At 64.8% G+C, this 26,207-nt stretch carries 14 protein-coding genes and 3 pseudogenes; 4 read left to right on the plus strand and 13 right to left on the minus strand.

From position 1 onward, the window contains the following. The first annotated feature begins 9 nt into the window (after positions 1–9). From ACED18_RS11635 to ACED18_RS11645, 3 genes are read left to right on the plus strand one after another with little or no spacing between them, the layout of a single operon-like run. Positions 10–339 carry a sarcosine oxidase subunit delta gene (locus tag ACED18_RS11635; protein WP_377292281.1) on the plus strand — a complete coding sequence of 110 codons (330 nt, stop codon included), beginning with the start codon at positions 10–12 and terminating at the stop codon, positions 337–339. Then, on the plus strand, positions 336–3,329 hold the full coding sequence (locus ACED18_RS11640) for a sarcosine oxidase subunit alpha (protein WP_377292283.1): 2,994 nt from the start codon (positions 336–338) through the stop codon (positions 3,327–3,329). The genes ACED18_RS11635 and ACED18_RS11640 overlap by 4 nt, the downstream gene beginning before the upstream one ends. Next, positions 3,322–3,876 (plus strand): sarcosine oxidase subunit gamma, encoded by a 555-nt coding sequence (locus tag ACED18_RS11645; protein WP_377292285.1) that lies wholly within the window; start codon positions 3,322–3,324, stop codon positions 3,874–3,876. Before ACED18_RS11640 ends, ACED18_RS11645 begins: the two co-directional genes overlap by 8 nt. 275 nt (positions 3,877–4,151) lie before the next feature. Here the strand turns inward: ACED18_RS11645 and ACED18_RS11650 are convergent, their stop codons facing one another. The 13 genes and pseudogenes from ACED18_RS11650 to ACED18_RS11710 form a co-directional block, all read right to left on the minus strand. After that, positions 4,152–4,637, minus strand: a complete 486-nt coding sequence (locus tag ACED18_RS11650) for a MaoC family dehydratase (RefSeq protein WP_377292287.1) — start codon at positions 4,635–4,637, stop codon at positions 4,152–4,154. Between the two features lie 246 nt (positions 4,638–4,883). Then, complete coding sequence (gene glgX / locus ACED18_RS11655; RefSeq protein ID WP_377292289.1) at positions 4,884–6,845, minus strand: glycogen debranching protein GlgX; 1,962 nt, start codon at positions 6,843–6,845, stop codon at positions 4,884–4,886. Between the two features lie 363 nt (positions 6,846–7,208). After that, positions 7,209–8,837: an alpha-D-glucose phosphate-specific phosphoglucomutase gene (locus tag ACED18_RS11660; RefSeq protein ID WP_377292291.1), complete on the minus strand. Its 1,629-nt coding sequence runs from the start codon at positions 8,835–8,837 to the stop codon at positions 7,209–7,211. Between the two features lies 1 nt (position 8,838). Further along, complete coding sequence (gene glgA, locus ACED18_RS11665; RefSeq protein ID WP_377292293.1) at positions 8,839–10,287, minus strand: glycogen synthase GlgA; 1,449 nt, start codon at positions 10,285–10,287, stop codon at positions 8,839–8,841. Positions 10,288–10,290: 3 nt separating this feature from the next. Continuing rightward, a complete protein-coding gene (glgC, locus tag ACED18_RS11670; RefSeq protein ID WP_377292295.1) occupies positions 10,291–11,553 on the minus strand; it encodes a glucose-1-phosphate adenylyltransferase in 1,263 nt (420 codons plus the stop codon). Positions 11,554–11,667: 114 nt separating this feature from the next. Beyond that, positions 11,668–13,878 carry a 1,4-alpha-glucan branching protein GlgB gene (glgB, locus tag ACED18_RS11675; protein WP_377292297.1) on the minus strand — a complete coding sequence of 737 codons (2,211 nt, stop codon included), beginning with the start codon at positions 13,876–13,878 and terminating at the stop codon, positions 11,668–11,670. Then, positions 13,875–16,337, minus strand: a complete 2,463-nt coding sequence (locus ACED18_RS11680) for a glycogen/starch/alpha-glucan phosphorylase (RefSeq protein ID WP_377292374.1) — start codon at positions 16,335–16,337, stop codon at positions 13,875–13,877. The genes glgB and ACED18_RS11680 overlap by 4 nt, the downstream gene beginning before the upstream one ends. A 219-nt stretch (positions 16,338–16,556) precedes the next feature. Beyond that, positions 16,557–17,750 carry a pilus assembly protein TadG-related protein gene (locus ACED18_RS11685; RefSeq protein ID WP_377292299.1) on the minus strand — a complete coding sequence of 398 codons (1,194 nt, stop codon included), beginning with the start codon at positions 17,748–17,750 and terminating at the stop codon, positions 16,557–16,559. Between the two features lie 142 nt (positions 17,751–17,892). Next, complete coding sequence (locus ACED18_RS11690; RefSeq protein ID WP_377292301.1) at positions 17,893–18,777, minus strand: transglutaminase domain-containing protein; 885 nt, start codon at positions 18,775–18,777, stop codon at positions 17,893–17,895. 4 nt (positions 18,778–18,781) lie between these two features. Then, positions 18,782–21,130: pseudogene (locus ACED18_RS11695) on the minus strand (circularly permuted type 2 ATP-grasp protein); the annotation flags it as partial. A gap of 69 nt (positions 21,131–21,199) precedes the next feature. Then, positions 21,200–23,080: pseudogene (locus ACED18_RS11700) on the minus strand (transglutaminase family protein); the annotation flags it as partial. Between the two features lie 107 nt (positions 23,081–23,187). Further along, positions 23,188–24,633, minus strand: a pseudogene (locus ACED18_RS11705) (transglutaminase family protein); the annotation flags it as partial. A gap of 153 nt (positions 24,634–24,786) precedes the next feature. After that, the gene (locus tag ACED18_RS11710; protein ID WP_377292303.1) at positions 24,787–25,560 is read right to left on the minus strand and encodes a VOC family protein; all 774 of its coding nucleotides are present in this window, start codon (positions 25,558–25,560) and stop codon (positions 24,787–24,789) included. Positions 25,561–25,661: 101 nt separating this feature from the next. Here ACED18_RS11710 and ACED18_RS11715 point away from each other — a divergent pair, with 101 nt between their 5' ends. Beyond that, the gene (locus tag ACED18_RS11715) at positions 25,662–26,102 is read left to right on the plus strand and encodes a MarR family winged helix-turn-helix transcriptional regulator (RefSeq protein ID WP_377292305.1); all 441 of its coding nucleotides are present in this window, start codon (positions 25,662–25,664) and stop codon (positions 26,100–26,102) included. The last annotated feature ends 105 nt before the right edge of the window (positions 26,103–26,207 follow it).

The raw sequence follows: 26,207 nt of genomic DNA on the forward strand, positions 1-26,207 counted from the left end.
AGTTCGTTCATGCTTCTCATCCGTTGTCCCTATTGCGAGGAAGATCGTTCCGAGCTCGAATTCCGCTCCGTCGGCGAGGCCCATATCGCCCGGCCGGAAAACATTGCCGAGATCTCCGACGAAGCCTTCGCTGAATATTTCTTCCTGCGCGACAATCCCAAGGGCCTGATCTACGAGCGCTGGCGCCACATCCATGGCTGCGGCCGCTTCTTCAATGCGGTGCGCCACACCGTCTCCGACAAGTTCGTCATGACCTACAAGGCCGGCGAGCCGAAGCCGACGCTGCCGGGGACCGCGCCCGTCGCGCAGCCCATCACCCAGGAAGGAGCGGCAAAATGAGCGGTGCGAATCGTATTCCCGGCGCCGGTCGCCTGACGCCCGCCAAGACCGCCCGCTTCACCTTCGACGGTCGCCCCTATACCGCGCTCGAAGGCGACACGGTCGCCTCCGCGCTCCTTGCCAACGGCGTGCACCTGATGGGCCGCTCGTTCAAGTATCACCGCCCGCGCGGCGTGGTGTCGGCCGGCCCCGAAGAGCCGAATGCGCTGATCGACGTGCAGCGGGATGCCGCGCGCCGGCAGCCGAACGTGCGCGCCACGGTGCAGGAAGTCTTCGACGGCGTGACGATCGCCTCGCAGAACCGCTATCCCTCGCTTTCCTTCGATGTCGGCGGCATCAACAACCTGCTTTCGCCTTTCTTCGCGGCCGGCTTCTACTACAAGACCTTCATGTGGCCGAAGAAGGCCTGGAAGCATCTTTACGAGCCGCAGATCCGCGCGGCCGCCGGTCTTGGCGTCTCGCCCGACCAGGCGGACCCGGACCACTATGCCGGCCGCTACGCCCATTGCGACGTGCTGGTGGCCGGTGCCGGTGTTGCCGGTCTTTCGGCTGCGCTCGCGGCTGCAAAGACGGGTGCCAGCGTCATCCTGTGCGACGAGCAGCCGGAAGTCGGCGGTGCACTGCATTTCGACACCAGCGTCATGATCGACGGCAAGCCGGGCTTCGACTGGGCCCAGGGCGTTGCTGCCGAACTCGCCGCCATGGACAATGTGACGGTGCTGACCCGCACCACGGCGTTCGGCTACTACGAGCACAATTTCCTCGGCCTCGTGGAGCGGGTGACGGATCACCTTGCCAAGCCGGATCGCCGCCAGCCGCGTGAGCGCCTGTGGCAGGTGCGCGCCAAGCAGGTGGTGATCGCCACCGGCGCCATCGAGCGGCACATGGTGTTTTCCAACAACGACCGTCCCGGCATCCTGCTGGCGTCGGCCGCCCGCACCTATCTCAACCATTTCGGTGTCGCCGTCGGTCGCAATGTCGGCGTCTATACGGCCAACGATTCGGCCTATGAGGCCGCCTTCGACCTGAAGCGGGCCGGCATTTCCATTCCCGCCATCGTCGATTGCCGGCAGCAGCCGGGTGCGGCGGTGCTTGCGGAAGCGAGCCGTCTCGGCATCGAGGTCCTGACGGGCCATTCCGTCATCGACACAGCCGGCAAGCTGCGCGTTTCCTCCATGACGGTCGCCCGCAATGGCGGCGGCTCCTCGCGCACCATGCGCATCGATGCGCTGATCACGTCCTCCGGCTGGACGCCGTCGGTGCACCTCTTCTCGCAGTCGCGCGGCAAGGTGGCCTATGATGCGGAAAGCCAGCGCTTCCTGCCGGGCACCTATGTGCAGGAGTGCATTTCCGTCGGCGCCTGCAACGGCACCAACGGCCTGCAGGCCACGATCGACGAGGCCATCGCGGCCGGCCGGGATCGTGCGGCGAAGGGCGGCTTTGCGGGCGGCGAAGCCCCGGTCATCTCCGGCACCAATGCCTTCGAATGGACCGGCGGCATGGCCGGTGCGGCCGAAGGGGCTGGCCCGGATACGACGGTCAAGGCCTTCATCGATTTCCAGAACGATGTCTGCGCCAAGGACATTCGTCTGGCCGTGCGCGAAGGCATGCACTCGATCGAGCACATCAAGCGCTTCACCACCAACGGCATGGCGACGGACCAGGGCAAGCTCTCCAACATTCACGGCCTCGCAATCGCGGCCGAGGCGCTGGGGCGCGAAATCCCGAAGATCGGTCTCACGACCTTCCGTGCGCCCTATACGCCCGTCACCTTTGGCACGCTGATCAACCATTCGCGCGGCGATCTCTTCGATCCCGCCCGCAAGACGCCGCTGCATGCCTTCGAGGAAGGCAAGGGCGCCGTCTTCGAGGATGTCGGCAACTGGAAGCGCGCCTGGTACTATCCGCGCGCCGGGGAAGACATGCACAAGGCGGTGGACCGCGAGTGCGTGACGGTGCGCAAGGTGGCCGGTATCTTCGACGCGTCGACGCTCGGCAAGATCGAGGTGGTGGGGCCCGATGCGGCGAAGTTCCTCAACCTGCTCTACACGAACGGCTGGGACACGCTGAAGCCGGGCCGCTGCCGCTACGGCATCATGCTGCGCGAGGATGGCTTCATCTATGATGACGGCGTCGTCGGCCGCATGGCGGAGGACCGCTTCCACGTGACCACGACGACCGGCGGTGCCGCGCGCGTCATGCACCACATGGAAGACTATCTGCAGACGGAATTCCCGCATCTCGACGTGTGGCTGACCTCTGCCACGGAGCAGTGGGCCGTGATCGCCGTGCAGGGCCCGAAGGCGCGCGAGATCATCGCGCCGCTCGTCGAGGGCATTGATCTTTCCAACGAGGCCTTCCCGCATATGAGCGTGGCCGAGGGCAAGATCTGCGGCGTGCCGACCCGGCTGTTCCGCATGTCGTTTACCGGCGAACTCGGCTTCGAGGTCAACGTTCCCGCCGATTACGGCCAGTCGGTGCTGGAGGCCATCTGGGCCCAGGCCGAGCCGATGGGCGCCTGCCTCTATGGCACGGAAACCATGCACGTGCTGCGCGCCGAAAAGGGCTACATCATCGTCGGCCAGGATACGGACGGCACGGTGACGCCCGACGACGCCAGCCTCGGCTGGGCCATCGGCAAGAAGAAGCCCGACTTCGTCGGTATCCGCGGCCTGAAGCGCCCGGACCTCGTTGCCGAGGGCCGCAAACAGCTGGTCGGTCTTCTCACCAAGGATCCGAAGGAGGTTCTGGAGGAAGGTGCGCAGATCGTCGCCAACCCGAACGAGCCAGTGCCGATGACCATGCTCGGCCATGTCACCTCGTCCTACTGGTCGGAAAATTGCGGCCGCTCGATTGCCATGGCGTTGGTCGCCGGTGGCAAGGCGCGGTTGGGGCAGACGCTCTACGTGCCGATGGCTGATCGCACGATCGCCGTCGAGGTGAGCGAGATGGTGTTCTTTGACAAGGAAGGAGGCCGCATCCATGGCTGATCCCGTAATCGCCCAGCGTCGTCCGGTTCTCTCCGGCGTCCATGGCGGCTCCGCCGTCGCCCATGTCGCCCCGGCAAAGCCTGCCACGCGGATCTCGCTGCGGGCCAAGCCCGATGCTGTCGCGGCGCTGTCTGCCGCGCTCGGCCTCGACCTTCCGACGCGGCCGAAGCACTCGGCCAGCGGCAATGGCCGCCATGCGCTCTGGCTCGGTCCGGACGAGTGGCTGGTGATCGATGAGGCGGAAGCCGACCTGATGGCAGCCGTCGCCGGCGTCGGCGTGTTGCATTCGGCGACCGACATTTCCCACCGCAACACGGCGGTGCTGGTCTCCGGCCCGGGCGCTGCCGCAGCCATCAACAGCGCCTGCCCGCTCGACCTCACCGACGCCGTCTTCCCGGTCGGCGCGGCAGCCCGCAGCGTGCTCGGCAAGATCGAGATGGTGCTCTACCGGACGGGTGCCGAGGATTACCGCGTGGAATGCTGGCGCTCCTTTGCGCCCTACGCCTTCGGTATCTTGGCGGAGGGTGCGGAAGACGCGGCGCTCTGAGGGGCAACGGGTTGAGGGTGCGCGCTGCGGTCTGGGCTGCGGCGTGCTCCATCGTTTTCAGCCGCTTCCCCGTCCACCGTCATCCTCGGGCTTGACCCGAGGATCCATCTTTTCAAGCACTTGCGGGTGTGGCTGTGGATCCTCGGGTCAAGCCCGAGGATGACGGTGGGTGAGGAACCGTCGCGTATCTCACCGCCGCTGCGTGGTGTGCGAACAGGCTTGATGACGGAGGTGTGGTGTGGAACGGCGTTCCACGCCCCCCATGTGCACCCGCCTCACACCCCCTCCGGACGATCCTTCGGGTCGAACTGCGCGATCGTCGTCCATGTCGCCGTCAGCGCCGGCTTGCGCTCGCCCTCGATCTCCACGCTGACATCATAGGTCAGCATCAGCATGGCCGCGCCGCGGAAGCGGGCCTCGGCGAGCGTGAAGTGGCCGCGCACGCGCGCGGCGGATTTTACCGGCGTCACGAAACGCACTTTCTCAAAGCCGTAATTGATCCCCATGATCTGCTCGCGGATGCGCGGCACTGCGGAATAGTTCATGGCGGAGAGCAGCGAGAGCGACAGGAACCCGTGCGCGATCGTGCCGCCGAACGGCGTTTGCGCCGCCCGCACCGGATCGGTGTGGATGAACTGGTCGTCGAGCGTCGCGGCGGCGAAACGATCGATCATTGCCTGATCGACGGTGATCCAGTCGGATGTACCGATCTCCGTTCCGATGAGCGCCGGAATATCGTTGAGCGATATGTCTTTGGGCATGGTGTGGGCCTTGGGTTGTGGTTCATCGTTTGCCGGGTACCGGACACCCCATCTGTCCTGCCGGACATCTCCCCTGCAAGGGAGAGATTCGCAGGGTGCACTCGCATTGTCCTCGGAAGTCGTCATGTTTTGCGATGAGGTGAGAAGTGGGAAACCGGCCGCTCCATCCGATCTCCCCCCTTGAGCGGGAGATGCCCCGGCAGGGCAGAGGGGGGTAGAGCCACGCCCTCATCGCGCAAGCCGCATCTACTCCCCAACCTCCACGACGAACGCCACCGAACGCGCCTCGACCACCCCTCCCGCCGCGCGGCCGCCCAGCAGATCGGCCCATCGGCGTCCCGGAAGCGGCGAGGGGAGACGGAACTGGCGGGGAACGAGACTGCGATTGAAGACCACAGCGAGGCGAGTATTCAGGGCCGTTTCGCGGTCACGTGTGCCGAGCAGCATGGTGAGGTTTTCCGTCTCCGGGCTTTCCCAGTCGCCGACATTCATGGGGCGGGCGTCGAAGGTCAACCAGGCGACATCGCCGTCGCCGGTGAAGAAGCTGCTTTCGGAAAAGACCGTGAAACGGCGGCGGATGGCGGAAACGGCGGCGGTGTGGGCCAGAAGCTCGGCGTCGAGCGCCGACCAGTCGAGCCAGGTGATGGCATTGTCCTGGCAATAGGCATTGTTGTTGCCGCGCTGGCTGCGGCCGGCCTCGTCGCCGGCAGTCAGCATCACTGTACCGCGCGTTGCCATGAGGGTCGAGATCAGCGCTTTGACATCGCGGCGGCGGGCGGCAAGGATGGCGGGGTCGTCGGTCGCGCCTTCCGCCCCGTTGGTCCAGCTATGGTTCTCGTTGTGGCCGTCGCGATTGTCCTCGCCATTGGCCTCGTTGTGCTTGTGCGCGTGGGACACCAGATCCATCAGCGTGAAGCCGTCATGGGCGGCGATGAAATTGACGCTGCGAGTGGTCTTTCCGCCATTGCGGGCGAAGATGTCGGACGAGCCCGAAAGCAGCGTGGCGAGCGCGCCGACCATGTGGCGATCGCCGCGCCAGATGCGGCGCATGTCGTCGCGGGCGCGGTCGTTCCATTCCAGAAAGGGGGCGGGGAAATTGCCGAGCTGGTAGCCGCCGGGGCCGATGTCCCAGGGTTCGGCGATCAGGATGCGGTCGGCAAGATCCGGGTCCGTGGTCATGCGGGTTATCAGCCGCGCCGCGCGATCGAAGCCATCAGGCCCGCGGCCGAGGATGGAGGCGAGATCGAAGCGGAAGCCGTCAATGCCGGCCTGCGTCACGAAATGCCGGAGGCAGTCGAGCACGAGGTCGGTGACAACAGGATGGTCGCAGGCGATCGTGTTGCCGCAGCCGGTGTCGTTGACGAGGTCGCCCGGACGATCCGGCAGATGGCGGTAATAGGTTCGATTGTCGAGGCCGCGGAAGGAAAGGGTGGGGCCGTAGCGGTCGCTCTCGCCGGTGTGGTTGAAGACGAGATCGAGGATGACGCCGATGCCTTCGGCGTGCAGCGCGGCCACCGTGCGGCGCAGTTCCTCCATGCCGCCGGGCACGAGGCGCGGATCGAGCGCCATCAGCGCGACCGGATTGTAGCCCCAGCCATTCGTGAGGCCGAGCGGCGGCAGGTGTCGCTCGTCGATCCAGGCGGTGATCGGCATGAGTTCGACAGCGCCGATACCGAGCCTCTTCAGATGCGCGATGACGGAGGGGTGAGCCAGTGCCGCCACCGTGCCGCGCTGTTTTTCCGGTATATCGGCGTTGAGGATGGTGAAGGGCCGGACGGCGACCTCATAGATGAGGCCGCCCGGTGCGAAACGCGGTGCGGTCCGCTTGACGGTGCGTTCCTTGACGACGATGGCGCGTGGCACGAGGTCGGCCGTGTCGTGGCCGTAGACCGAGAGCAGCGGATCGTAGCGGAAGGGGCGGTCCAGTTCGACGGCGTAGGGATCGACCAGAAGTTTCGAGGGATCGAACCAGAGCCCGGCATCGGGGTCGTAGCGGCCATGGGCGCGGTAGCCGTAGCGCGTGCCGGGACCGACGCTGCTGACGCTCGCCCGGTGAAGATCGCCGTCGCGCTCCATGGCGATCCGCCGCACCTCCCGGCCATCGGCGGCATCGAACAGGCAAAGCTCGATGCGCTCGGCCTCGCGGGAATGGACCGAGAACAGCGTGCCGCGGGGTGTCGGTTGCGGGCCGAGGGGGGATGCGGTCATGCCGGGGCCGGTCCGTTCACGGGTTGGCGGGATGCAGTCGGCAGCTTAGGCCGAGCGGAAGTGTATGGGCAAGGGGGCATGGTTGTCGGCCGTAGAGGGTGATTACGGCAGGGGTATTGAGGGTGTGCCTTTCGGTGGAGCGTTGCCGGGCGCCCCCCTCTGTCCTGCCGGACATCTCCCCCGCGAGGGGGGAGATCCGTCAATGGCGCGCTCTTCGATCACCACCGGCGTCCCGGCCGTGCAAACAATTCAGGCAGGCCGGGGTGGGCTGCTGCATGTGATCTCCCCCCTTGCGGGGGAGATGTCCGGCAGGACAGAGGGGGGTGTTACCGCAAACGCCACACCGCCCATCAGCCCGTTGTCTCACGTAATGACGGTCGGCGCGTCGCGGCCGGTGCGCTTCTTGATCTCGGCGATTGCGTCGGCGGCGGCGATGAGGTCGGCCAGCGCCTCCTGGGTCTCGATGCCGTGGCGGGCGGGGTCGGCCTCGTAGCGCTCGACATAGAGGCGCAGCGTGGCGCCCGACGTGCCGGTGCCGGAGAGGCGAAGCACGATGCGCGAGCCGCCGGCAAAGAGGATGCGGATGCCCTGCTTGGAGGAGACCGACTGGTCGATCGGGTCGTGGTAGGAGAAGTCGTCGGCCGCTTCCACCGTCAGGCCGTTGAAGGCCTGGCCGGGCAGAATGGCGAGCTTGTCGCGCAGCGCGGCAACGAGGCCGTTGGCGGCGTCGCTGTCGACTTCCTCGTAATCGTGGCGGGAATAGTAGTTGCGGCCGTAGGTGGCCCAGTGCGCCGTCACGATGTCCTTCACGCTTTCCTTGCGGGCGGCGCAGATGTTCAGCCAGAAGAGCACGGCCCAGAGACCGTCCTTCTCGCGCACATGGTTGGAGCCGGTGCCGAAGCTTTCCTCGCCGCAGACGGTGGCGAGGCCGGCGTCGAGCAGGTTGCCGAAGAACTTCCAGCCGGTCGGCGTCTCGTAGATGCCGATGCCGAGCTTTTCGGCCACGCGGTCGGCCGCGCCGCTGGTGGGCATGGAGCGGGCAATGCCGGCAATGCCGCCCTTGTAGCCGGGGGCAAGCGTGGCGTTGGCCGCGATGATCGCGAGGCTGTCGGAGGGGGTGACGAACATGCCGTGGCCGACGACCATGTTGCGGTCACCGTCGCCATCGGAGGCCGCGCCGAAATCGGCACCGCCCTCGCGCATGACTTCTTCATAGAGATCGGCGGCGTGGACGAGGTTCGGGTCGGGGTGGTGACCGCCGAAGTCCGGCAGCGGAACGAAGTTGAGGACGGAGCCCTTCGGCGCGCCGAGCCGGTTTTCGATGATCTCCTTGGCATAGGGGCCGGTGACCGCGCTCATGGCATCGAAGACGACGCGGAAACCGCCGGCAATGTGCTTGCGGATGGCGTCGAAGTCGAACAGGCTTTCCATCAGCTCGGCATAGTCGGCGACGGGATCGATGACCTGCACGGTCGTGCCCTCGATCGTGTGTTCGCCTTCAAGATCGAGATTGACGTCGGCGGCGTCGGAGATCTTGTAAGCGTCGATCGTCTTGGTGCGGGCGTAGATGGCGTCCGTGACCTTTTCCGGGGCCGGGCCGCCGTTGGAGACGTTGTACTTGATTCCGAAATCTTCGGTCGGGCCGCCGGGGTTGTGGCTGGCCGAGAGCACGATGCCACCGAAGGCCTTGTATTTGCGGATGACATTCGAGGCGGCGGGTGTGGACAGAATGCCGCCGCGACCGACGAGAACCCGGCCGAAGCCGTTGGCAGCGGCCATCTTGATGGCGATCTGGATGACCTCGCGGTTGTAATAGCGGCCGTCGCCGCCAATCACCAGCGTGGCGCCCGCAAAGCCTTCAAGGCTGTCGAAAATCGCCTGGATGAAGTTTTCGGCATAGTTCGGCTGCTGGAAGACGGGAACCTTCTTGCGCAGGCCGGATGTGCCGGGCTTCTGGTCGGTGTAGGGCGTGGTGGAAACGGTCTTGATCATGTCACAGGCCTTTTTTGGATAGCAGGCGGGCGTAGAGGGCGGCATAGTCGCCGGCGCTCCGGTCCCAGGAAACGTCAGATTTCATGCCCTGCGCCTGGATGCGGCCCCAGACGGCTGGGTCGGCATAGGCGCGGAATGCCCGGCGCAGCGCCATGCGCAGGCCATCGGCGGTGATGGGGGCAAGCTGGAAGCCGGTGGCGACGCCGGCGAGAAGGGCTGCCTCGTTGGCGTCAATCACCGTATCGGCGAGGCCGCCCGTGCGGCCGACAATCGGCACGCAGCCATAGCGCAGGCCATAGAGCTGGGTCAGGCCGCAGGGCTCGAAGCGCGAGGGAATGATGATCGCATCGGCGCCGGCCTGCATGCGGTGGGACAGCGGCTCGTTGTAGCCGGTGGTGATGGCGACGCGGCCCGGATGACGGCCGGCGGCGGCAAAGAGCGCGGTTTCAAGGCCGGGATCGCCGGAGCCGAGAATGGCGAGGCGCCCGCCACTGGCGACGATCTCCGGGATGACTTCCACCAGAAGATCCATGCCCTTCTGCCAGGTCAGGCGACTGATGACGCAGAAGAGCGGACCATCGCCCGCCTCAAGACCGAACTCCGCAGCCAGTGCGGTCTTGTTCTCGATCCGTGTCTTCAGCGTGGCGGCGTCGAAACTGCGCGCAAGGAAGCTGTCGGTGGCGGGGTTCCAGACAACGGTGTCGATGCCGTTGACGATGCCGACGAGATCGTCGCCGCGCGCCTGCAGCAGGCCCTCCAGTCCCATGCCGAATTCCGGCGTGAGAATTTCCTGCGCATAGCTCGGGCTGACGGTGGTGATGGCATGGGCGGTGCGCAGGCCGCCCTTCAGCAGGCCGACATCGCCGTAATATTCGACGAACTCCATGGAGAAGGCTTCGGGCGGCAGCGCGAGTTCCGGGAAGATATCGGCGCCGAACTGGCCCTGGAAGGCGATGTTGTGCACCGTCATGATCGAGGGCACGGAGTGCGCGACGGGACTGAAGCGCATGTAGACGGGCGTGAGCGCCGCCTGCCAGTCATGGGCGTGAACGATGTCGGGGCGCCAGTCGGCGAGCTTGCCGTTGGCGATTTCCGATGCTGCCAGCGACAGCGCCGCAAAGCGGCGGAAATTATCCGGATAGTCCCTGCCGGCGGCGTCCACATAGGGGCCGCCCTCGCGGTCGTAGAGCCAGGGCGCGTCGAGCACGAGAAGGTCCAGCCCCTCGTGCTCGACAGCCAGAAGACCGGCGGGATTGCCGAAGAGGGTGTCGAAGGTGGCAATCTGGCGCGCCTCGCCGATCTTGCGCATCACGGCCGGGTAGCCGGGCAGCAGGGTGCGCATGGCGATGCCGTGGCGTTTCAACGCCAGCGGCAACGCACCCGCGACATCCGCGAGCCCGCCGGTCTTGATCAGCGGATAGACTTCCGACGCGACAGACAGCACCTTCATCGATCACACACCCAGTTTGTCGATCATCGCCTGGGTGATCAGGCAGATGCCATTTTCGCTGCGACGGAAGCGCCGTGCATCCTCCTCGGGATCCTCGCCGACAACGAGGCCTTCGGGGATGACGACGCGGCTGTCGATCACCACGTTTTTCAGCTGCGCATGCCGGCCGATCTTCACATTCGGCAGGATGACGCCGTTTTCGATGCGCGAGAAGGAATTCACACGCACGCCCGTGAAGAGCAGGCTGCGGTTGAGCGTTGCACCGGAGATGATGCAGTCGCCGGAGATCAGCGAGGATGTGGCCGAGCCGCGGCGCATCTCGTCGTCATGCACGAATTTCGCCGGCGGCTTGATCTCGGCAAAGGTCCAGATCGGCCAGGTGCTGTCGTAGATGTCGAGTTCCGGCGTCACATGGGTCAGGTCGATATTGGCCTGCCAGTAGGCGTCGATGGTCCCGACGTCGCGCCAGTAGGCCTCGCGCTCGAAATCGGAGCGCACGCAGGACTTGGTGAAGCGGTGGGCCACCGCTTTCCCGTTCTTGACGATATAGGGAATGATGTCCTTGCCGAAGTCGCGGCTGGAGTTCGAATCGGCGGCGTCGCGGCGCAACAGGTCCATCAGGAACTTGGTGCGGAAAACGTAGATGCCCATGGAGGCGAGCGCCATGTCCGGATTGCCGGGAATGCCCGGCGGATCGGCGGGCTTTTCGACGAAATCGATGATCTGGTCCTGGCCATCCACATGCATGACGCCGAAGCCGGTCGCTTCCATGCGCGGCACTTCCAGGCAGCCGATCGTGACATCGGCGCCGGAATCGACGTGCTGCTGGAGCATCAGCTCGTAGTCCATCTTGTAAATATGGTCGCCGGCCAGGATGACCATGAACTCGACGCCGCTGTCTTCGATGATGTCGATGTTCTGGTAGACCGCGTCGGCGGTGCCTTCATACCACTGCGTTTCGGACACGCGCTGGGAGGCCGGCAGGATGTCGAAGCTTTCGTTTCGTTCCGGGCGGAAGAAGTTCCAGCCGTTCTGCAGGTGGCGGATCAGCGAATGCGCCTTGTACTGCGTGGCGACGCCAATGCGTCGGATACCGGAATTCAGCGCGTTGGAGAGCGCGAAATCGATAATGCGGGCCTTGCCGCCAAAATAGACGGCCGGCTTGGCGCGGCGGTCGGTGAGTTCCTTCAGGCGGCTTCCCCGGCCACCGGCCAGCACATAGGCCATGGCATCACGGGCAAGGGGCTGAATGCGTTTTTCGACCATGGTAATCCTCCCATTCGAATGTTGTCCGGTTCCACCGGCCCGTTCCCCTGGGGCCGATCGTTCCTCGTGTTCTTGCATCTTGCCGTCGTCCGCGCGGGAGGCGCGGTCTGCGGCCTACTCCTGTTCGAACATCAGTGTCGCCAGCGGCGGCAGGGTGATGTTCGCCAAAATGGCTCCGGACGCTTGTCTCTCGGCATGAACGGCTCCGCCGTTGCCCTTTCCGCTTCCTCCATAGATCTCTGCATCGCTGTTCAATATTTCCTTCCACCGGCCCTCGGCCGACAGGGGAATGGTGTAGTGCTCGCGGTAGACGGGCGTGAAATTCGTCACCACGGCCACCGTCTTCTCCCCCGGCGCCTTGCGCAGCCAGGCGAAGACGGAATTGTCGCTGTCATTGGCGATCAGCCATTCGAAGCCGTCGCCCTCGCAGTCGCGCGCATGCAGCGCGGGCTTGGCGCGGTAGGTGCCGTTGAGGTCCCTGACGAGACGGCGCATGCCGGCATGCATGTGATATTCGTCGAGGTTCCAGTCGAGACCGCGATCCTCCGACCATTCGCGCCACTGGGCAAATTCCTGGCCCATGAACAAAAGCTTCTTGCCGGGATAGCCCCACATGAAGCCGTAATAGGCACGCAGGTTGGCGAATTTCTGCCAGTCGTCGCCGGCCATCTTGGCAATCAGCGATCCCTTGCCGTGCACGACCTCGTCGTGGGAGAGCGGCAGCACGAAGTTTTCGGTGAAGGCGTAGAGCAGGCCGAAGGTGAGGTCGTTGTGATGGTGCTTGCGGTGGATGGGCTCGCGGGCGAGATATTGCAGCGTATCGTGCATGAAGCCCATGTTCCACTTGAAGCCGAAGCCCAGGCCGCCGGCATGGACGGGATGGGAGACCTTCGGCCAGGAGGTGGATTCCTCGGCAATCGTCAGGATGCCGGGATGGCTGCCATAGACGGCGGCGTTCATCTGCTGGAGGAAACGCACCGCCTCCAGGTTTTCGTTCCCGCCATATTCGTTCGGCACCCATTCCCCTTGCTTGCGGGAATAATCGAGGTAGAGCATCGAGGCGACCGCATCGACGCGAAGGCCGTCCAGATGGAACTTCTCCGCCCAGTAGAGGGCGTTGTTGAGGAGATAGGCGAGGACTTCGGCGCGGCCGAAATTGTAGATCGCCGTGTTCCAGTCCGGATGGTAGCCCTGGCGGGGGTCTTCATGTTCGTAAAGCGCGGTGCCGTCGAACCAGCGAAGCCCGTGGGCATCGGTCGGGAAGTGGGCCGGCACCCAGTCGAGGATGACGCCGAGGCCGACCTTGTGGGCGCCGTTGACGAAGCGGGCGAAGCCTTCTGGCTCGCCGAAACGGGCCGTTGGCGAATAGAGGCCCGTCGTCTGGTAGCCCCAGGAGGGGTCGAAGGGATATTCGGTGACGGGCAGGAACTCGACATGGGTGAAGCCCATGTCGACGCAGTAGGGGATCAGCCGTTCGGCCAGTTCGTCCCAGCTCAGCATCGTGCCGTCTTCGCGCCGCTGCCAGGAGGCGGCATGCACCTCGTAGATGGAGATCGGCTGGCGGCGCGCATCGGTGCTGGCCCAGAACTTGCGGTGTGCCTCGTCTTCCCAGACCTGCGCGATCTCGCCCGTCGTCATCGAGGCGTTCTTCGGCCGCAGTTCCGAGCGGCGGGCGAAGGGGTCAGCCTTCAGGGGCAGCAGTTCGCCGTTCTTGCCGATGATCTCGTATTTGTAGGGAACGCCTTCGGGCACGCCGGGAATGAAGATTTCCCAGATGCCGGTATCGATCCTCAGGCGCATCTGGTGGCGGCGGCCATCCCAGCTGTTGAAATCGCCGACCACGGAGACGCGCTGCGCATTCGGTGCCCAGACGGCAAAGTGGAAGCCTTCCGCGCCTTCGTGGCTGAGCGGATGGGCGCCCATCTTGTCGAAGAGGCGCAGATGCGAGCCTTCACGGATGTAATAATCGTCCATCGGCCCGAGGACCGGGCCGAAGCTGTAGGGGTCGATGACGGTCCAGTCGCCGCCGCCGTTCTTCAGCCGATACCGGATCGGCTGACGCTTCATCAGCGTTACCGGTCCTTCGAAGAAGCCGGCATCGTGGCGGCGCTTGAGCGTGCCGATCGCCTTGCCGGCCAGCGTTTCGGCCACGGCCTCCTCTGCGCCGGGCACGAAGCAGCGGGCGATGAACCCGCCCTTGATCTCATGCACTCCGAGAACTGCAAACGGGTCGCGGTGATGGCCGGCGACGATCGCTGCAATTTCCGCCTCCGAGAGGACGCCCCCTCCATTTTCGGTCGTCACGTTGGCGGAAATTTCGGTCATCCTGCCCTCCAGATTTCCTTCGCATATTGCCGGATCGTCCGGTCGGAGGAAAACCATCCCATCCGCGCCGTGTTCCGGATGGTCTTCGAATACCAGACCTGAGGGTCGGTCCAGAGCGCATCAACCTCGCGCTGGGCCTTCGCATAGGCATCGAAGTCGGCGGCAACCATGAACCAGTCATGGTTGTAGAGACCATCGACGAGACCGGCAAAACGGCCGCTGTCGCCCGGCGAGAAGACGCCGGAAGAGATGGCGGAAAGCGCCTGCTGAAGCTCGCGGGAGCTTTCGATGATGGCGCGCGGATTGTGGCCTTCGGCGCGGGTCTTGGAGACCTCTTCCGCCGTCATGCCGAAGATCTTGATGTTCTCTTCGCCGACATGGTCGCGCATTTCGACGTTTGCGCCGTCGAGCGTGCCGATGGTCAGCGCGCCGTTCAGGCCGAACTTCATGTTGCCGGTGCCGGAGGCTTCCATGCCTGCGGTCGAGATCTGTTCCGACAGGTCTGCGGCCGGAACGATCACCTCGGCCAGCGAGACGTTGTAGTTGGGAACGAAGACGACCTTCAGCAGGCCGCGCACGGCCGGGTCGTTGTTGATGACGCGGGCGACGTCGTTCGCCAGCTTGATGATGAGTTTGGCGTTGTGGTAGCTCGGCGCGGCCTTGCCGGCAAAGAGCTTCACACGCGGCACCCAGTCGAGTTCGGGATGCGAGCGCATCTGGTCGTAGAGCGCGATTGCCTCGATGATGTTGAGCAGCTGGCGCTTGTATTCGTGGATGCGCTTGATCTGGATGTCGAAGAGCGCGGAAGGATCCAGGCGGATGCCCATGCGGCTCTGCACGAGCTTGGCGAGCTTGACCTTGTTGGCGCGCTTCACCGCCGCGAACTTCTCCTGGAAGTCCTTGTTGTCGGCGAAGGCGTCGAGTTCGGAAAGCGCTTCCGTCTCGTCCATGAAGCGATCGCCGATCGCCTCGCGGATCAGCGAGAAGAGGCCGGGATTGCACTGCATCAGCCAGCGGCGGGGCGTGATGCCGTTTGTCTTGTTGTTGATGCGGGTCGGGTAGAGCCGGTGCAGGTCGGCAAAGACCGTTTCCTTCATCAGCTCGGTGTGCAGCGCCGAGACGCCGTTGATCGAGTGCGAGCCGACAAAGGCGAGGTTGCCCATGCGCACGCGGCGTTCGCCGCTTTCGTCGATCAGCGAGATCGAGCGGATCTGCTGGTCGGTGTGCGCCTTCTGGCGGCGGGCCTCGCCGAGGATCATCGCGTTGATCGCGTAGACGATCTGCATGTGCCGCGGCAGCAGGCGCTCGAAGAGCGGCACCGGCCAGCTTTCCAGCGCTTCGGGCAGCAGCGTGTGGTTGGTGTAGGAGAAGGTCAGCCGGGCGATTTCCCAGGATTGCTCGAAGTCGAGGCCGTGCACGTCGGTCAGCAGGCGCACGAGTTCGGCAACGGCGACGGCCGGGTGCGTGTCGTTGAGCTGGATGGAGACGGCATCCGGCAGCGAGGTGAAATCCGGATATTGCTGCAGATGGCGGCGCAGGATGTCCTGCAGCGAGGCGGAGGAGAAGAAGAACTCCTGGCGCAGGCGCAGTTCCTGGCCGGCCGGTGTTGCGTCGGCCGGGTAGAGGACGCGGGCAAGGCTTTCGGCCTTGTTGCTTTCCCGGAGCGCCCCGATGTGGTCGCCGGCGTTGAAGGCGTCGAGCAGGATCGGGTCGATCGGCGTTGCCGTCCACAGACGCAGCGTGTTGACGCGGTTGGCGCGCCAGCCGACGACGGGCGTGTCGTAGGCGGTGGCGATAACGCGCTCGGCCGGCTTCCAGACGTAACGGGTCACTTCCTCGTCGACGTTGACCGTCTCCACAGCGCCGCCGAAGCCGATTTCATAGGAGCTTTCACGGCGCTCGAACTCCCAGGGATTGCCGTGGGCGAGCCAGTTTTCCGGCAGTTCCACCTGCCAGCCATCGGCCATCTGCTGGCGGAAGAGGCCGTGCACGTAGCGGATGCCGTAGCCATAGGCGGGAACATCGACGGTCGCCATCGATTCCATGAAACAGGCTGCGAGGCGGCCGAGACCGCCATTGCCAAGCGCTGCGTCCGGCTCGAGTTCTGCAATCACGTCGATATCGACGCCGAGCGAGGTCAGCGCCACACGCATCTCGTCCATGATGCCGATATTGGTCATGGCGTCGCGCATCAGGCGGCCAATCAGGAATTCCAGCGAGAGGTAGTAGACCCGCTTCGAGCCTTCGGCATAGGTGCGCTTGGTGGCTTCCATCCACTTGTCCGTCACGCGGTCGCGCGCAACGAGAATGGCGGCGGTCAGCCAGTCGTGCGGCTTTGCCACCTTCGGATCCTTGCCGATGCGGTACTTCAGACGTTCGAGGATCTCGGTTGCCAGCTGCTCCGGGTCCGACGTGCGTAGTGCCGGCGTGGGCAGGTTGCTGGAATTTACCTGGTTCATCATGGAAAAGATCGCCCCCTCTTTCCAGTTTTCAAGGCCCGCACCCTCCGGGTTAGATCGATTTATGCATCTATCCGAAGCGCTTGCAATATGCCTTGTCAATAAAGCGGCCATGCGTTGCGCGCAGGGCAAGCGGGCGGGAGAGATGGATCGAAGCCTTTGAAAAAAATGCTGAAAGCCGCCTGCGTGGGGCAGGCGGCTTTTGGGGAGCGGCAGTGTCTACTTGCTCAGGCGCGTGGCGAGCGCTGTCGCCCGCTCGCCGATGAACTTGAAGGCGGCGGACAATTGATCCGCGTTTTCGGCCGGAATGTAGTGCGCGTCGCTGGTTGCGCAGTAGCGCAGCAGATCCTGCCCGGCTTTCGGCGCCATGAAGGGGATGGAATAGACCTCGATCTTTTCCTTCCGGGCCATGTCGCAATAGGTCTTCGTGGTCGAATCGGCGTTGGCGACGTTGTTTTCGCCGTCCGTCAGAAGAACGATGAATTTCGACGGCACCTGCCCATTCTTGGCCTTGTGGACGGCATTCTCGCTGGTCTTCATCAGCGCGTTATAGGCGTTGACGAAAGCCGGCGCCGAGTTGGTCGTCCCGCTCGGAACAAGCGCGTCCACGTAGCTTTTGACCGACTTCGTTCCCCACTTCAGGTTGGTCGGCGTGTCGGCCTTCGAGTTGTAGGAGTTGCCCCCGGTCCTGACCAGCGTCGCGGTCGGGTCCGCGTTGTCCAGCGTCGAAAGAAGGTCGGCGACGGCCATCTTCAGCGCTTCCATCTTCGTGTAGTAGTCCGCGTAGGTGCCCGTGCAGGTCTTCGGCGACCATTTCGACCCGCAGTCGTAGGTGTAGGTGCGCGTCGTTTCCGTTTGCGTCTTCTCATCCATGGAGCCGGAGCGGTCCAGCACGAGATACATGGAGATGGCATTCTTCGATTCGGTGCTGGCTGTTGCCGTGCCCGCGGTCTTGATATCGGTGGAGTTCTGGCCGAACAGGCCCGTCAACGGGGTAAAGTAGACCGTTCTACCCGCGAGCACGTCGATCGTGTATTCCTTGGCGTTGCCGGTTGTCGCCTTCGTCGCGATGGTGACGACAGCGTTGGAGGCGACCTCTTCCGGGGTCGTTCCCTTGCTCTTGTCCTTCTCCATGCTGCTGCCGGAAAGCTGGCCCTTGAGATAGTTGAGGACGATCTTCTTGGCTTCGTCTTCGCTGACACCCTTGCCTGCCATTGCCGAGGCACCGGCAAGTGCGGCAGCGTCAACGGCATCCTGCAATTCGTGCTTGGTCATGACCATGGTCGCCATGTCCATGGCAACGCCGCCGGCCCCGATCAGAACGGGCAAGGTCAAGGCGCCCAGCATGCCGAAATTGCCGCGCCTGTTCATCAGGAGGCAACGGAGCTTGGAAAGGGTGCGTACGCGCATCATGTGCATCTCGCAGTGGGTTCAACGTTCTGCGAGACTAACCAAGACACCCTTCCGGATGGTTTCAGCGATAGATGAAATTTGAATCATTCCGGAGAAATCCCCCGAATTTCAGGGGCGTTTTGGCGACATGTCCAATTTTGGATCACGCGGGCACAAGCGGAATGACGTCGACGGCCTGTTCGGTCGTCTGGCCACCATAGCTCTTGAGAATCCCGATGACCGGCGCGACGTCGGCATAGTCGCGACCGTGACCGACGACGATGTGGTCGGTTCCGGCTGGAATGTCGTTGGTGGGATCGAGTTCGACCCAGCCTGTCAGGGGGCCTGCCCAGTAGCGCACCCAGGCATGCATGGCATCCGCGCCCTCCAGCCGCTCCTTACCCGGCGGGGGAATGGTGCGCAGGAAGCCGCTGACATAGCCGGCGGGGATGCCGAGACTGCGCAGCGCAACGATCATCACATGGGCGAAATCCTGGCACACACCCCGTTTCAGCTTGAAGGCGGCGGACGGTGTCGTATCGACCGTCGTCGCTTTCGGATCATAGGTGAAGTCCTTGTGGATGCGCGCGCAAAGGGCTTTGGCGATCTCGTTGACGGTCATGCCCTCGCGCACCACGCCGCGGGCATAGGCGGCGATTTCGGCGACCTCCGGCAGGCGCGGGCTGACGCCGGTGAAATGGTGGGGCGAATCGGGATCAAGCCCCCAGCTTGCAGCCAGAACGGCCGACAATTCGGGAAGCCGCGGCGAGAAGTCGGCGGTAATCGGCAGGGCATCGACCTGTACGCGGGCCTGCATGCGAATGACAAGCCGGTCGTGCGCCGTGCGGAAGACGATCGCCGTCGCCGGGTTCTGGAAGAAATCGACGACCTCACGCCGCTCCTGCGGTGTCGGCACGCAGCTGACGGATCCCGCGATCAGCCTCTGGCGGCCCGGCAGCGACAGGGGCAGCACGCGCACCATGTGGCGTCCGCCGGAGACCGGAACCTCGTAGGCATAGGTGATCTTCAGGGCGATGTCGTAGATCACGGGCTCAACTCAGATAGGTTTGCGCAAGGACATCGGAGAGGTGCTCCAGATCCTGCTCGAAACGGCGGTAAACGGCCTGCGTCATGCCATCCGGCGTCATGACGGCGAGGCCCGCATGCAGGCGCATGGCCTCCCGGTAGAAGGCGGACATCTGGCCGTTGGTGAAGGCGTTCGGCAAAAGCTCCACTTCCGTCTTGATCTCGTTCAGCTGGTAGAGGATCGAGCGCGGGTTGAGCGGATCGAGCGCCAGCAGGTCGGTCACCGTCAGCGAGGCGGTCGCCACATTGTAGCGGCGGCGATGGGTCATGACGCTGTCGCCGATCTCCAGCAGCATGTCATAGGCCCCGTCGGGCGTATCGGGTCCCGTCATGTGGCCCAGAAGGCGCGTCATGTGCAGGCCGCGCTCCAGGTAACGGCCGATGGAGAGAAACCGCCAGCCGGTGAAGCGGTACATGTTTTCGTGTACGAGACCGGCAAAGCCCGCGAGCTTGCGGAGCAGGATGGTCATGGCGTGCGTCGCGTCGTCGCCCGCCTGCACGGTGGCGTGGAACTTGCGCGCGGTCTTGGCAAGGTCGTTCAGGGCCAGCCAGCCATCGGGCGAGAACCGGTCGCGGATGTTGCTGGCCGAAAACAGCGCGCTCGAGATGTTGGCGAGCAGGCTGGACGGCACGGGCTGCTTTGTGTCGATGTCGAGCGCTGCCAGATACTCCGTCACGTCCTTGAGCAGCGGCATGTCGGGGTTCGCGGCTTCCGCATAGCGGCCGTGCCAGGCGCGCAGGATGCGCAGCGCTCCTTCGGCCCGCTCGATATAGCGGCCGAGCCAGAAGAGATTGTCGGCCGCGCGGCTCGGCAGGCTGCCGGGCATGTTGCGGGTGAAGCTTTCCTCCGCCGGCAGGAGCGTGGTGCGGGCCACCGGCCTGTCGCTGACGATCCAGACGTCGGCCGCCGAACCGCCGGCCTGCATGGCGATGGCGGCGACATCGTCTCCCGAGCCGATACGGGCGAAACCGCCCGGCATGATCTGCCAGCCGGTGAGCGTGCGGGCAGCAAAGACGCGCAGCGACATGGGACGCGGGGTCAGCTTCCCGTTGACGAAGGCGGGTGTGGTGGAAAGCGTCACGGCTTCCTGCCCCACCAGTTTCGCGCCATCGCTCTTCAGCCACTCCCCGATCGACATTTTCGCGGTGGCGCGCAGGCTGGAGCCGAGCACGGACTGCTCGTTGTCGTCGAAGAAGGGCCGGACCGAATAGGCCGGTCCGATGACCATCTTCTCGATATTGGCGGCGACATGCGCCTGCTCGGCTGCCTGTCCGCACCACCAGGTGGCGATGCTGGGCAGTCTCAGGTCTTCGCCCGTCAGGTGACGCGAAATGCGTGGCAGGAAGGCGAGCAGGGCACGGGTCTGGAGAATGCCGGAGCCGAGCGCATTGACAATGGAGACGGAGCCGGCGCGGAGCGCATCGACGAGGCCGGGCGTGCCGATGTGGGAGTTCTGGTTCAGCTCCAGCGGATCGGCGAAGGCCGCGTCGAGACGGCGCCACAGAACGCCCACGGGTTTCAGGCCCGCCACGGTGCGCACCATGACGCGGTCGCCGACGACCGTCAGATCCTCGCCCTCGAGCAGCATGAAGCCGAGATAGCGGGCGATATAGGCGTGTTCGAAATAGGTCTCGTTGGCAACGCCTGGGGAGAGAACCGCGATGCGGTCCTCCGGGTGCCGTTTGCTGGCCTGCAGCGTATCGCGGAAGGCGCCGAAAAAGCTTGCGAGCCGATGGACGTGGGTATCGGCATAGACGTCGGAAAAGGCGCGGGTGGTCGCCACGCGGTTTTCCAGCGCAAAGCCGGCGCCGGAGGGGGCCTCGGTGCGGTCGGAGAGAACCCACCAGTTTCCGTCGGGGCCGCGACCGATCTCGAAGGAACAGAAGTTCAGGAAATGGCCGTCGGCGGGCTTTACCCCGACCAGCGGGCGCAGGAATTCCGGATTGGCGGCAATGAGTGCCGGCGGAAGGAAGCCTTCCCGCACCAGCCGGCCCTCGCCATAGATGTCGGCGACGACCTTTTCCAGAAGTTCTGCGCGCTGGATCAGCCCCTCGGAGACGACGTCCCACTCCTTTTCGTCGATGAGGACCGGGATATGGGAGAGCGGCCAGTTACGCTCGGCATTCTCCTTCGTGCCGTAGGCGCGGTAGAAGACGCCGGCATCGCGCAGGTAGCGGTCGGCGCGGGCGAAGCGGTTGACAAGTTCGGTTTCGTCCATGCGGCCGATGGCGGCGAGAAGGTGCTGCCAGACCGGGCGGACCGCGCCGGTCTTGTCCAGCATCTCGTCGGCGCTTCCGGGCAGCGCGGCATAGCCCGAGACGAGGTCCGTCCGGGCTTTTGCCTGTGCCTTCTGCTGCGGTTCGGCCGCCGATTTTACCACGCCTTACACTCCTGCCGGGCGCCTCAGGTCGAGCGTCAGGGGGAATTCCGCCGAAGGCTGCTCCGGGTAGAGCGTGAAGCCGCCGGCCGTGTGCCCCCACGGCTCGAAGCGGGCCAGCCGGCGTGCCTCCGCCTCGTTTCCATTGACCGGGAAGGTCTCATAATTGCGACCGCCCGGATGGGCAACATGGTAGATGCAGCCGCCGATCGAGCGCCGCGACCAGGTATCATAGAGATCGAAGGTTAGCGGCGTGTTCACGGGCAGCACCGGATGCAGGCCGGATGCCGGCTGCCAGGCCTTGTAGCGCACGCCGGCCACGGCAACGCCGGCTTCGCCGGTTGCCGTCAGCGGCACGGGGCGGCCGTTGCAGGTGACGGTGTAGCGGCCGGGATTGGCGGTTTCGAGCCGCACCTGCACACGTTCGACGGAGGAGTCCACGTAGCGCACCGTGCCGCCGATGGCGCCCTGTTCGCCCATGACGTGCCAGGGTTCCAGCGCCTGCCGGATTTCGAGCTTCGAGCCCTCGTATTCCACCTCGCCGCAGAAGGGGAAGCGGAATTCCAGTTGCGCCTCGAACCATTCCGGGCGGAAATCGAAGCCATGGGCGCGCAGGTCGGCGAGCACATCGAGGAAATCGGCCCAGACGAAATGCGGCAGCATGAATCGATCATGCAGCGTCGTGCCCCAGCGCACGAACTTGCCATCGACCGGATAGAGCCAGAAGCGGGCAATGAGGGCGCGCACGAGCAGCTGCTGGGCCAGCGACATGCGCGCATTCGGCGGCATTTCGAAGCCGCGGAACTCCACCAGCCCGAGGCGGCCCGTGGGGCCATCCGGCGAGAACAGCTTGTCGATGCAGATTTCGGAGCGGTGCGTGTTGCCGGTCACGTCCACCAGGAGGTTACGGAACAGCCGGTCGACCAGCCAGGGCAGCGGCGGGTGCAGGCCGGAATTGGGCAAGGGCACCTGCGACAGCGCGATTTCCAGCTCGTAGAGACTGTCATGGCGGGCTTCGTCGATGCGCGGCGCCTGGCTGGTCGGGCCGATGAACAGGCCGGAGAAGAGGTAGGAGAGCGAAGGGTGGCGCTGCCAGTGCAGCACGAGGCTCTTCAGGATGTCGGGACGGCGCAGGAACGGGCTGTCAAAGGGCGTGGAGCCGCCGACGACCACGTGGTTGCCGCCGCCAGTGCCGGTGTGGCGGCCGTCGATCATGAACTTGTCGGCGCCGAGGCGGCACTGGCGCGCCTCCTCGTAGATCGCCGTCGTGATGTCCACGCAATCCTTCCAGTTATAGGCCGGATGGATGTTGACTTCGATGACGCCGGGGTCGGGCGCGACGCGGATGACGTTCAGCCGCTCGTCATGCGGCGGCGCGTAACCCTCGATATGGACCGGCAGGCTGAGCGCTGCGGCGGCGCGCTCGGCCGAGGCCACGAGATCGAGATATTCTTCCAGCGCTGCGGTCGGCGGCATGAAGACGCAGAGCCGGCCGTCGCGCACCTCGACGGAAATGGCGGTTCGCACCCGCCCGCCGATCTCCTCGTAGGACTGGCCGAGGGCCCGCTGCTGCGGGGTTTCGGCCTGGAAGGAATGTTCCGGCATGACCCGGCCCTTCTCTGTCGAGAAATCCGGCAGCGGCGGCTTCTCGATCATCGGGTCGGTGGGGTTGATGTAGGGGTACCAGGACGGCGAGATGTAGGGCAGCGAATTCAGCGGCAGGCGGAAGCCGACCGGGGAGTCGCCGGGAATGAGGTAGATGCGGCCGCGCCGGGTGCGCCATTTCTCGCTGACCCAGGTCAGGCCCGACGCGCGCGTCTGCCAGGCCTGCACGGGCAGCACATAGCCGGCCGGCTGGGTGAGGCCGTTGGAAAAGACCTTGGCGATACGGTTGCGCTCTTCCGGATCCTTGAGCTTGGAATTGGCCGGATCGACGTTTTCGGGAAGATTGGCCTCCTTGACGATCCACTCGGCCGGATCNAAAAGACCTTGGCGATACGGTTGCGCTCTTCCGGATCCTTGAGCTTGGAATTGGCCGGATCGACGTTTTCGGGAAGATTGGCCTCCTTGACGATCCACTCGGCCGGATCCTCATAGGCCGCCGTCACATTGTCCGCGGCGATGTCGAGTTCGACCGCGATCGCCTGCAGGAGGCGCGACGCATCCTCGTGGGTGACACCGGTGTCGGATGTCTCGACGGCGACGAGGTCCGGGTTGTTCCAGATCGGCTTGCCGTCGCGGCGCCAGTAGAGCGAGAAGGTCCAGCGCGGCAGGCTTTCGCCCGGATACCACTTGCCCTGTCCGTAGTGCAGGAAGCCGCCCGGCGCGAAACGTTCGCGCAGGCGCCGGATGAGCGTATCGGCCAGGCCCCGTTTCGTGGGGCCGACGGCGGCCGTGTTCCATTCGGCCGACTGGAAGTCATCGATCGAGACGAAGGTCGGCTCGCCGCCCATGGTCAGGCGCACGTCGTTCTGGGTGAGCACGCGGTCCACGTCCTCGCCGAGCGCATTCAGCGCCTCCCAGCTGTCATCAGAAAATGGCTTGGTGATGCGCGGATGCTCGGCGACGCGCGAGACGCGCATGTTGAAGTCGAACTCGGTTTCCGCCTCGCCGAAATAGCCGCCGGTGATGGGCGCTGCATTGCGGTAATGCGGCGTGGCGGCGAGCGGAATATGGCTTTCGCCCGTCAGCAGGCCCGATGTCGGGTCAAGGCCGATCCAGCCGGCGCCGGGCAGATAGACCTCGCACCAGGCGTGCAGGTCGGTGAAGTCCACCTCCGTGCCGGAGGGGCCGTCCAGCGCCTTGAGATCGGGCGCGAGCTGGATGAGATAGCCGGAGACGAAGCGGGCGGCGAGGCCGAGGTGGCGCAGCACCTGCACCAGCAGCCAACTGGAGTCACGGCAGGAGCCCCTGGCCGAGGTCAACGTCTCCTCCGGCGTCTGCACGCCGGGTTCCATGCGGATCACGTAGCCGATTTCGGATTGCAGGCGGGCATTGAGGCCCACCACCATGTCCACCGTGCGCTGGCGCGCGCGATCGACGGTCTTCATGAAGGCTTCCAGGGCCGGCGTAAGCGGCTCCGGCTGCATGTAGATCGTCAGATCGTCGCGGATCTCTTCGGGATAGTCGAAGGGCCAGTGCTCGGCCACTTCCTCCACGAAGAAGTCGAAGGGATTGTAGACCGTCATGTCGGCGACGAGATCGACCTCGATCTTCAGCTCGGTGACGGGATCGGGAAAAACGAAGCGGGCCTGATAATTGCCGTAGGGATCCTGTTGCAGGTTCACGAAATGGTTGGCGGGCGTGACCTTCAGGGAATGGCTGATGACCTTGGTCTTGGAATGCGGCGCCGGTTTCAGCCGGATGATCTGCGGTCCGAGGCGGACGGGTTTGTCGTAGCTGTAATGGGTCAGATGGTAGATGCTGGCCTTGATTGACATGCTGCCTCGTATTGCCCTCTGGAACGGTCTTTAGCCGTCATTCCCTTGAGTTTGTGCAATGCGAAGAGAGAAAGCAAGCGGCGATCGGTCCGGGTGTGGAAGAAGCCGCCTGCGGGCGGCTTCCGGCCATCGCCCTGTTTCCATGGAACGTCTTCAGCGCGTCATGGAAACCAGCGAGAAGGATGCGCCCTGCGGATCGACGCAGGGGATGATCCAGGCGCCGCCGGGCACCTCCATCGGCTGATCCAGAACCTGCCCGCCGCCCGCCTTGACCCGTTCGCCGGCTGCATCGAGGCCTTCGACGGTGAAATAATACTGCCAGCGGTGCGGGCCCGGCATTTCCGGCGGCTTGCGCATCATCCCGCCGATGGCGTTTCCGCCGACGGCGAACATCTGATAGGTGCCGAGCGGCCCCATATCCATCGCCGTGTCCTTCTGCCAGTGGAAGAGGCGGTGGTAGAAGGCCATTGCTTCCTCCACATCGGCGCACATCAGTTCGTTCCAGCCGACATGGCCGGGTGCCATCAGCTTCACCGCCTCGCCGCCGGGCGTATCGGAATGGAAGAGGCAGAACACCGCGCCGTGCGGATCGGAGACAACCGCAAAGCGCCCGACGCCGGGAATGTCCTCCGGCGCGCGGTGCAGCGTGCCGCCATGGGCCGACAGATGCACGGCCGCGACATCGACCTCGTCCACCGCGATGTAGCCGAGCCAGGCCGGCTTCGCGCCCCCGGCGGCCGCGTGCGGCGGCATGGTCATGATGCCGGCGACCATGTCCTTGCCGGCGCTGGCGATGAGGTAGTCGATGCCGGGCATGCCGCTGTCCTCGATCGTCCAGCCGATGACATCCGCGTAGAAGGCAGTGGCCGCGCGGGTATCCGATGTCATCAATTCGTGCCAGACGAAACGTCCGCGAAAGTCACTCATCCTCATTCCTCCTCTTGACGCCTGGTCGCAACCCGCGGGCGCTCGAAACGAGCTTATTGGCGCCGGCTTGACGATCATGTTGATATCAACATAAATGGCTCATGTCAAAGTCGCCAATGATTCCGTTCGAGGCCACCCTTCTGGTGAAGGACACGTGCCTGTGCCTGCACGCGCAGCGGGCCGCACGGGCGCTCGCGCGCCTCTTCGACGAGGCCTTGAAGCCGCACGGGCTGACCAACGGCCAGTTTTCCCTGATGATGTCGCTGAACCGGCCGGTGCCGGCCGGGATGGCCGACGTGGCGCACCTGCTCGCCATGGACCGCACGACGCTGACGGCGGCGCTGAAGCCGCTGGAGCGGCGCGGGCTGGTGACGGTGTCCGAAGATCCAAAGGACCGCCGGCGGAAGGTGCTGCGGCTGACGGGGGAGGGGGAGAGGCTGCTCGCTGGCGCGCTGCCCGTATGGCGGGACACGCATGCGATGCTCGATCGGCGCCTGCCGGATATCGAGCGGCTGCGGGCGGATTTGCGGGCGGTGTCGTAGGGGGGCAATGGGTTGTGACGAGATGGTGATTGCGACCGCGCTTCCCATCGTCCGTCATTCTCGGGCTTGACCCGAGAATCCATTCTGCGGCTGCTGAGGCTTAGG

The sequence above is a fragment of the Rhizobium sp. SG2393 genome, from assembly GCF_042610495.1.
GTDB lineage: Bacteria > Pseudomonadota > Alphaproteobacteria > Rhizobiales > Rhizobiaceae > RU20A.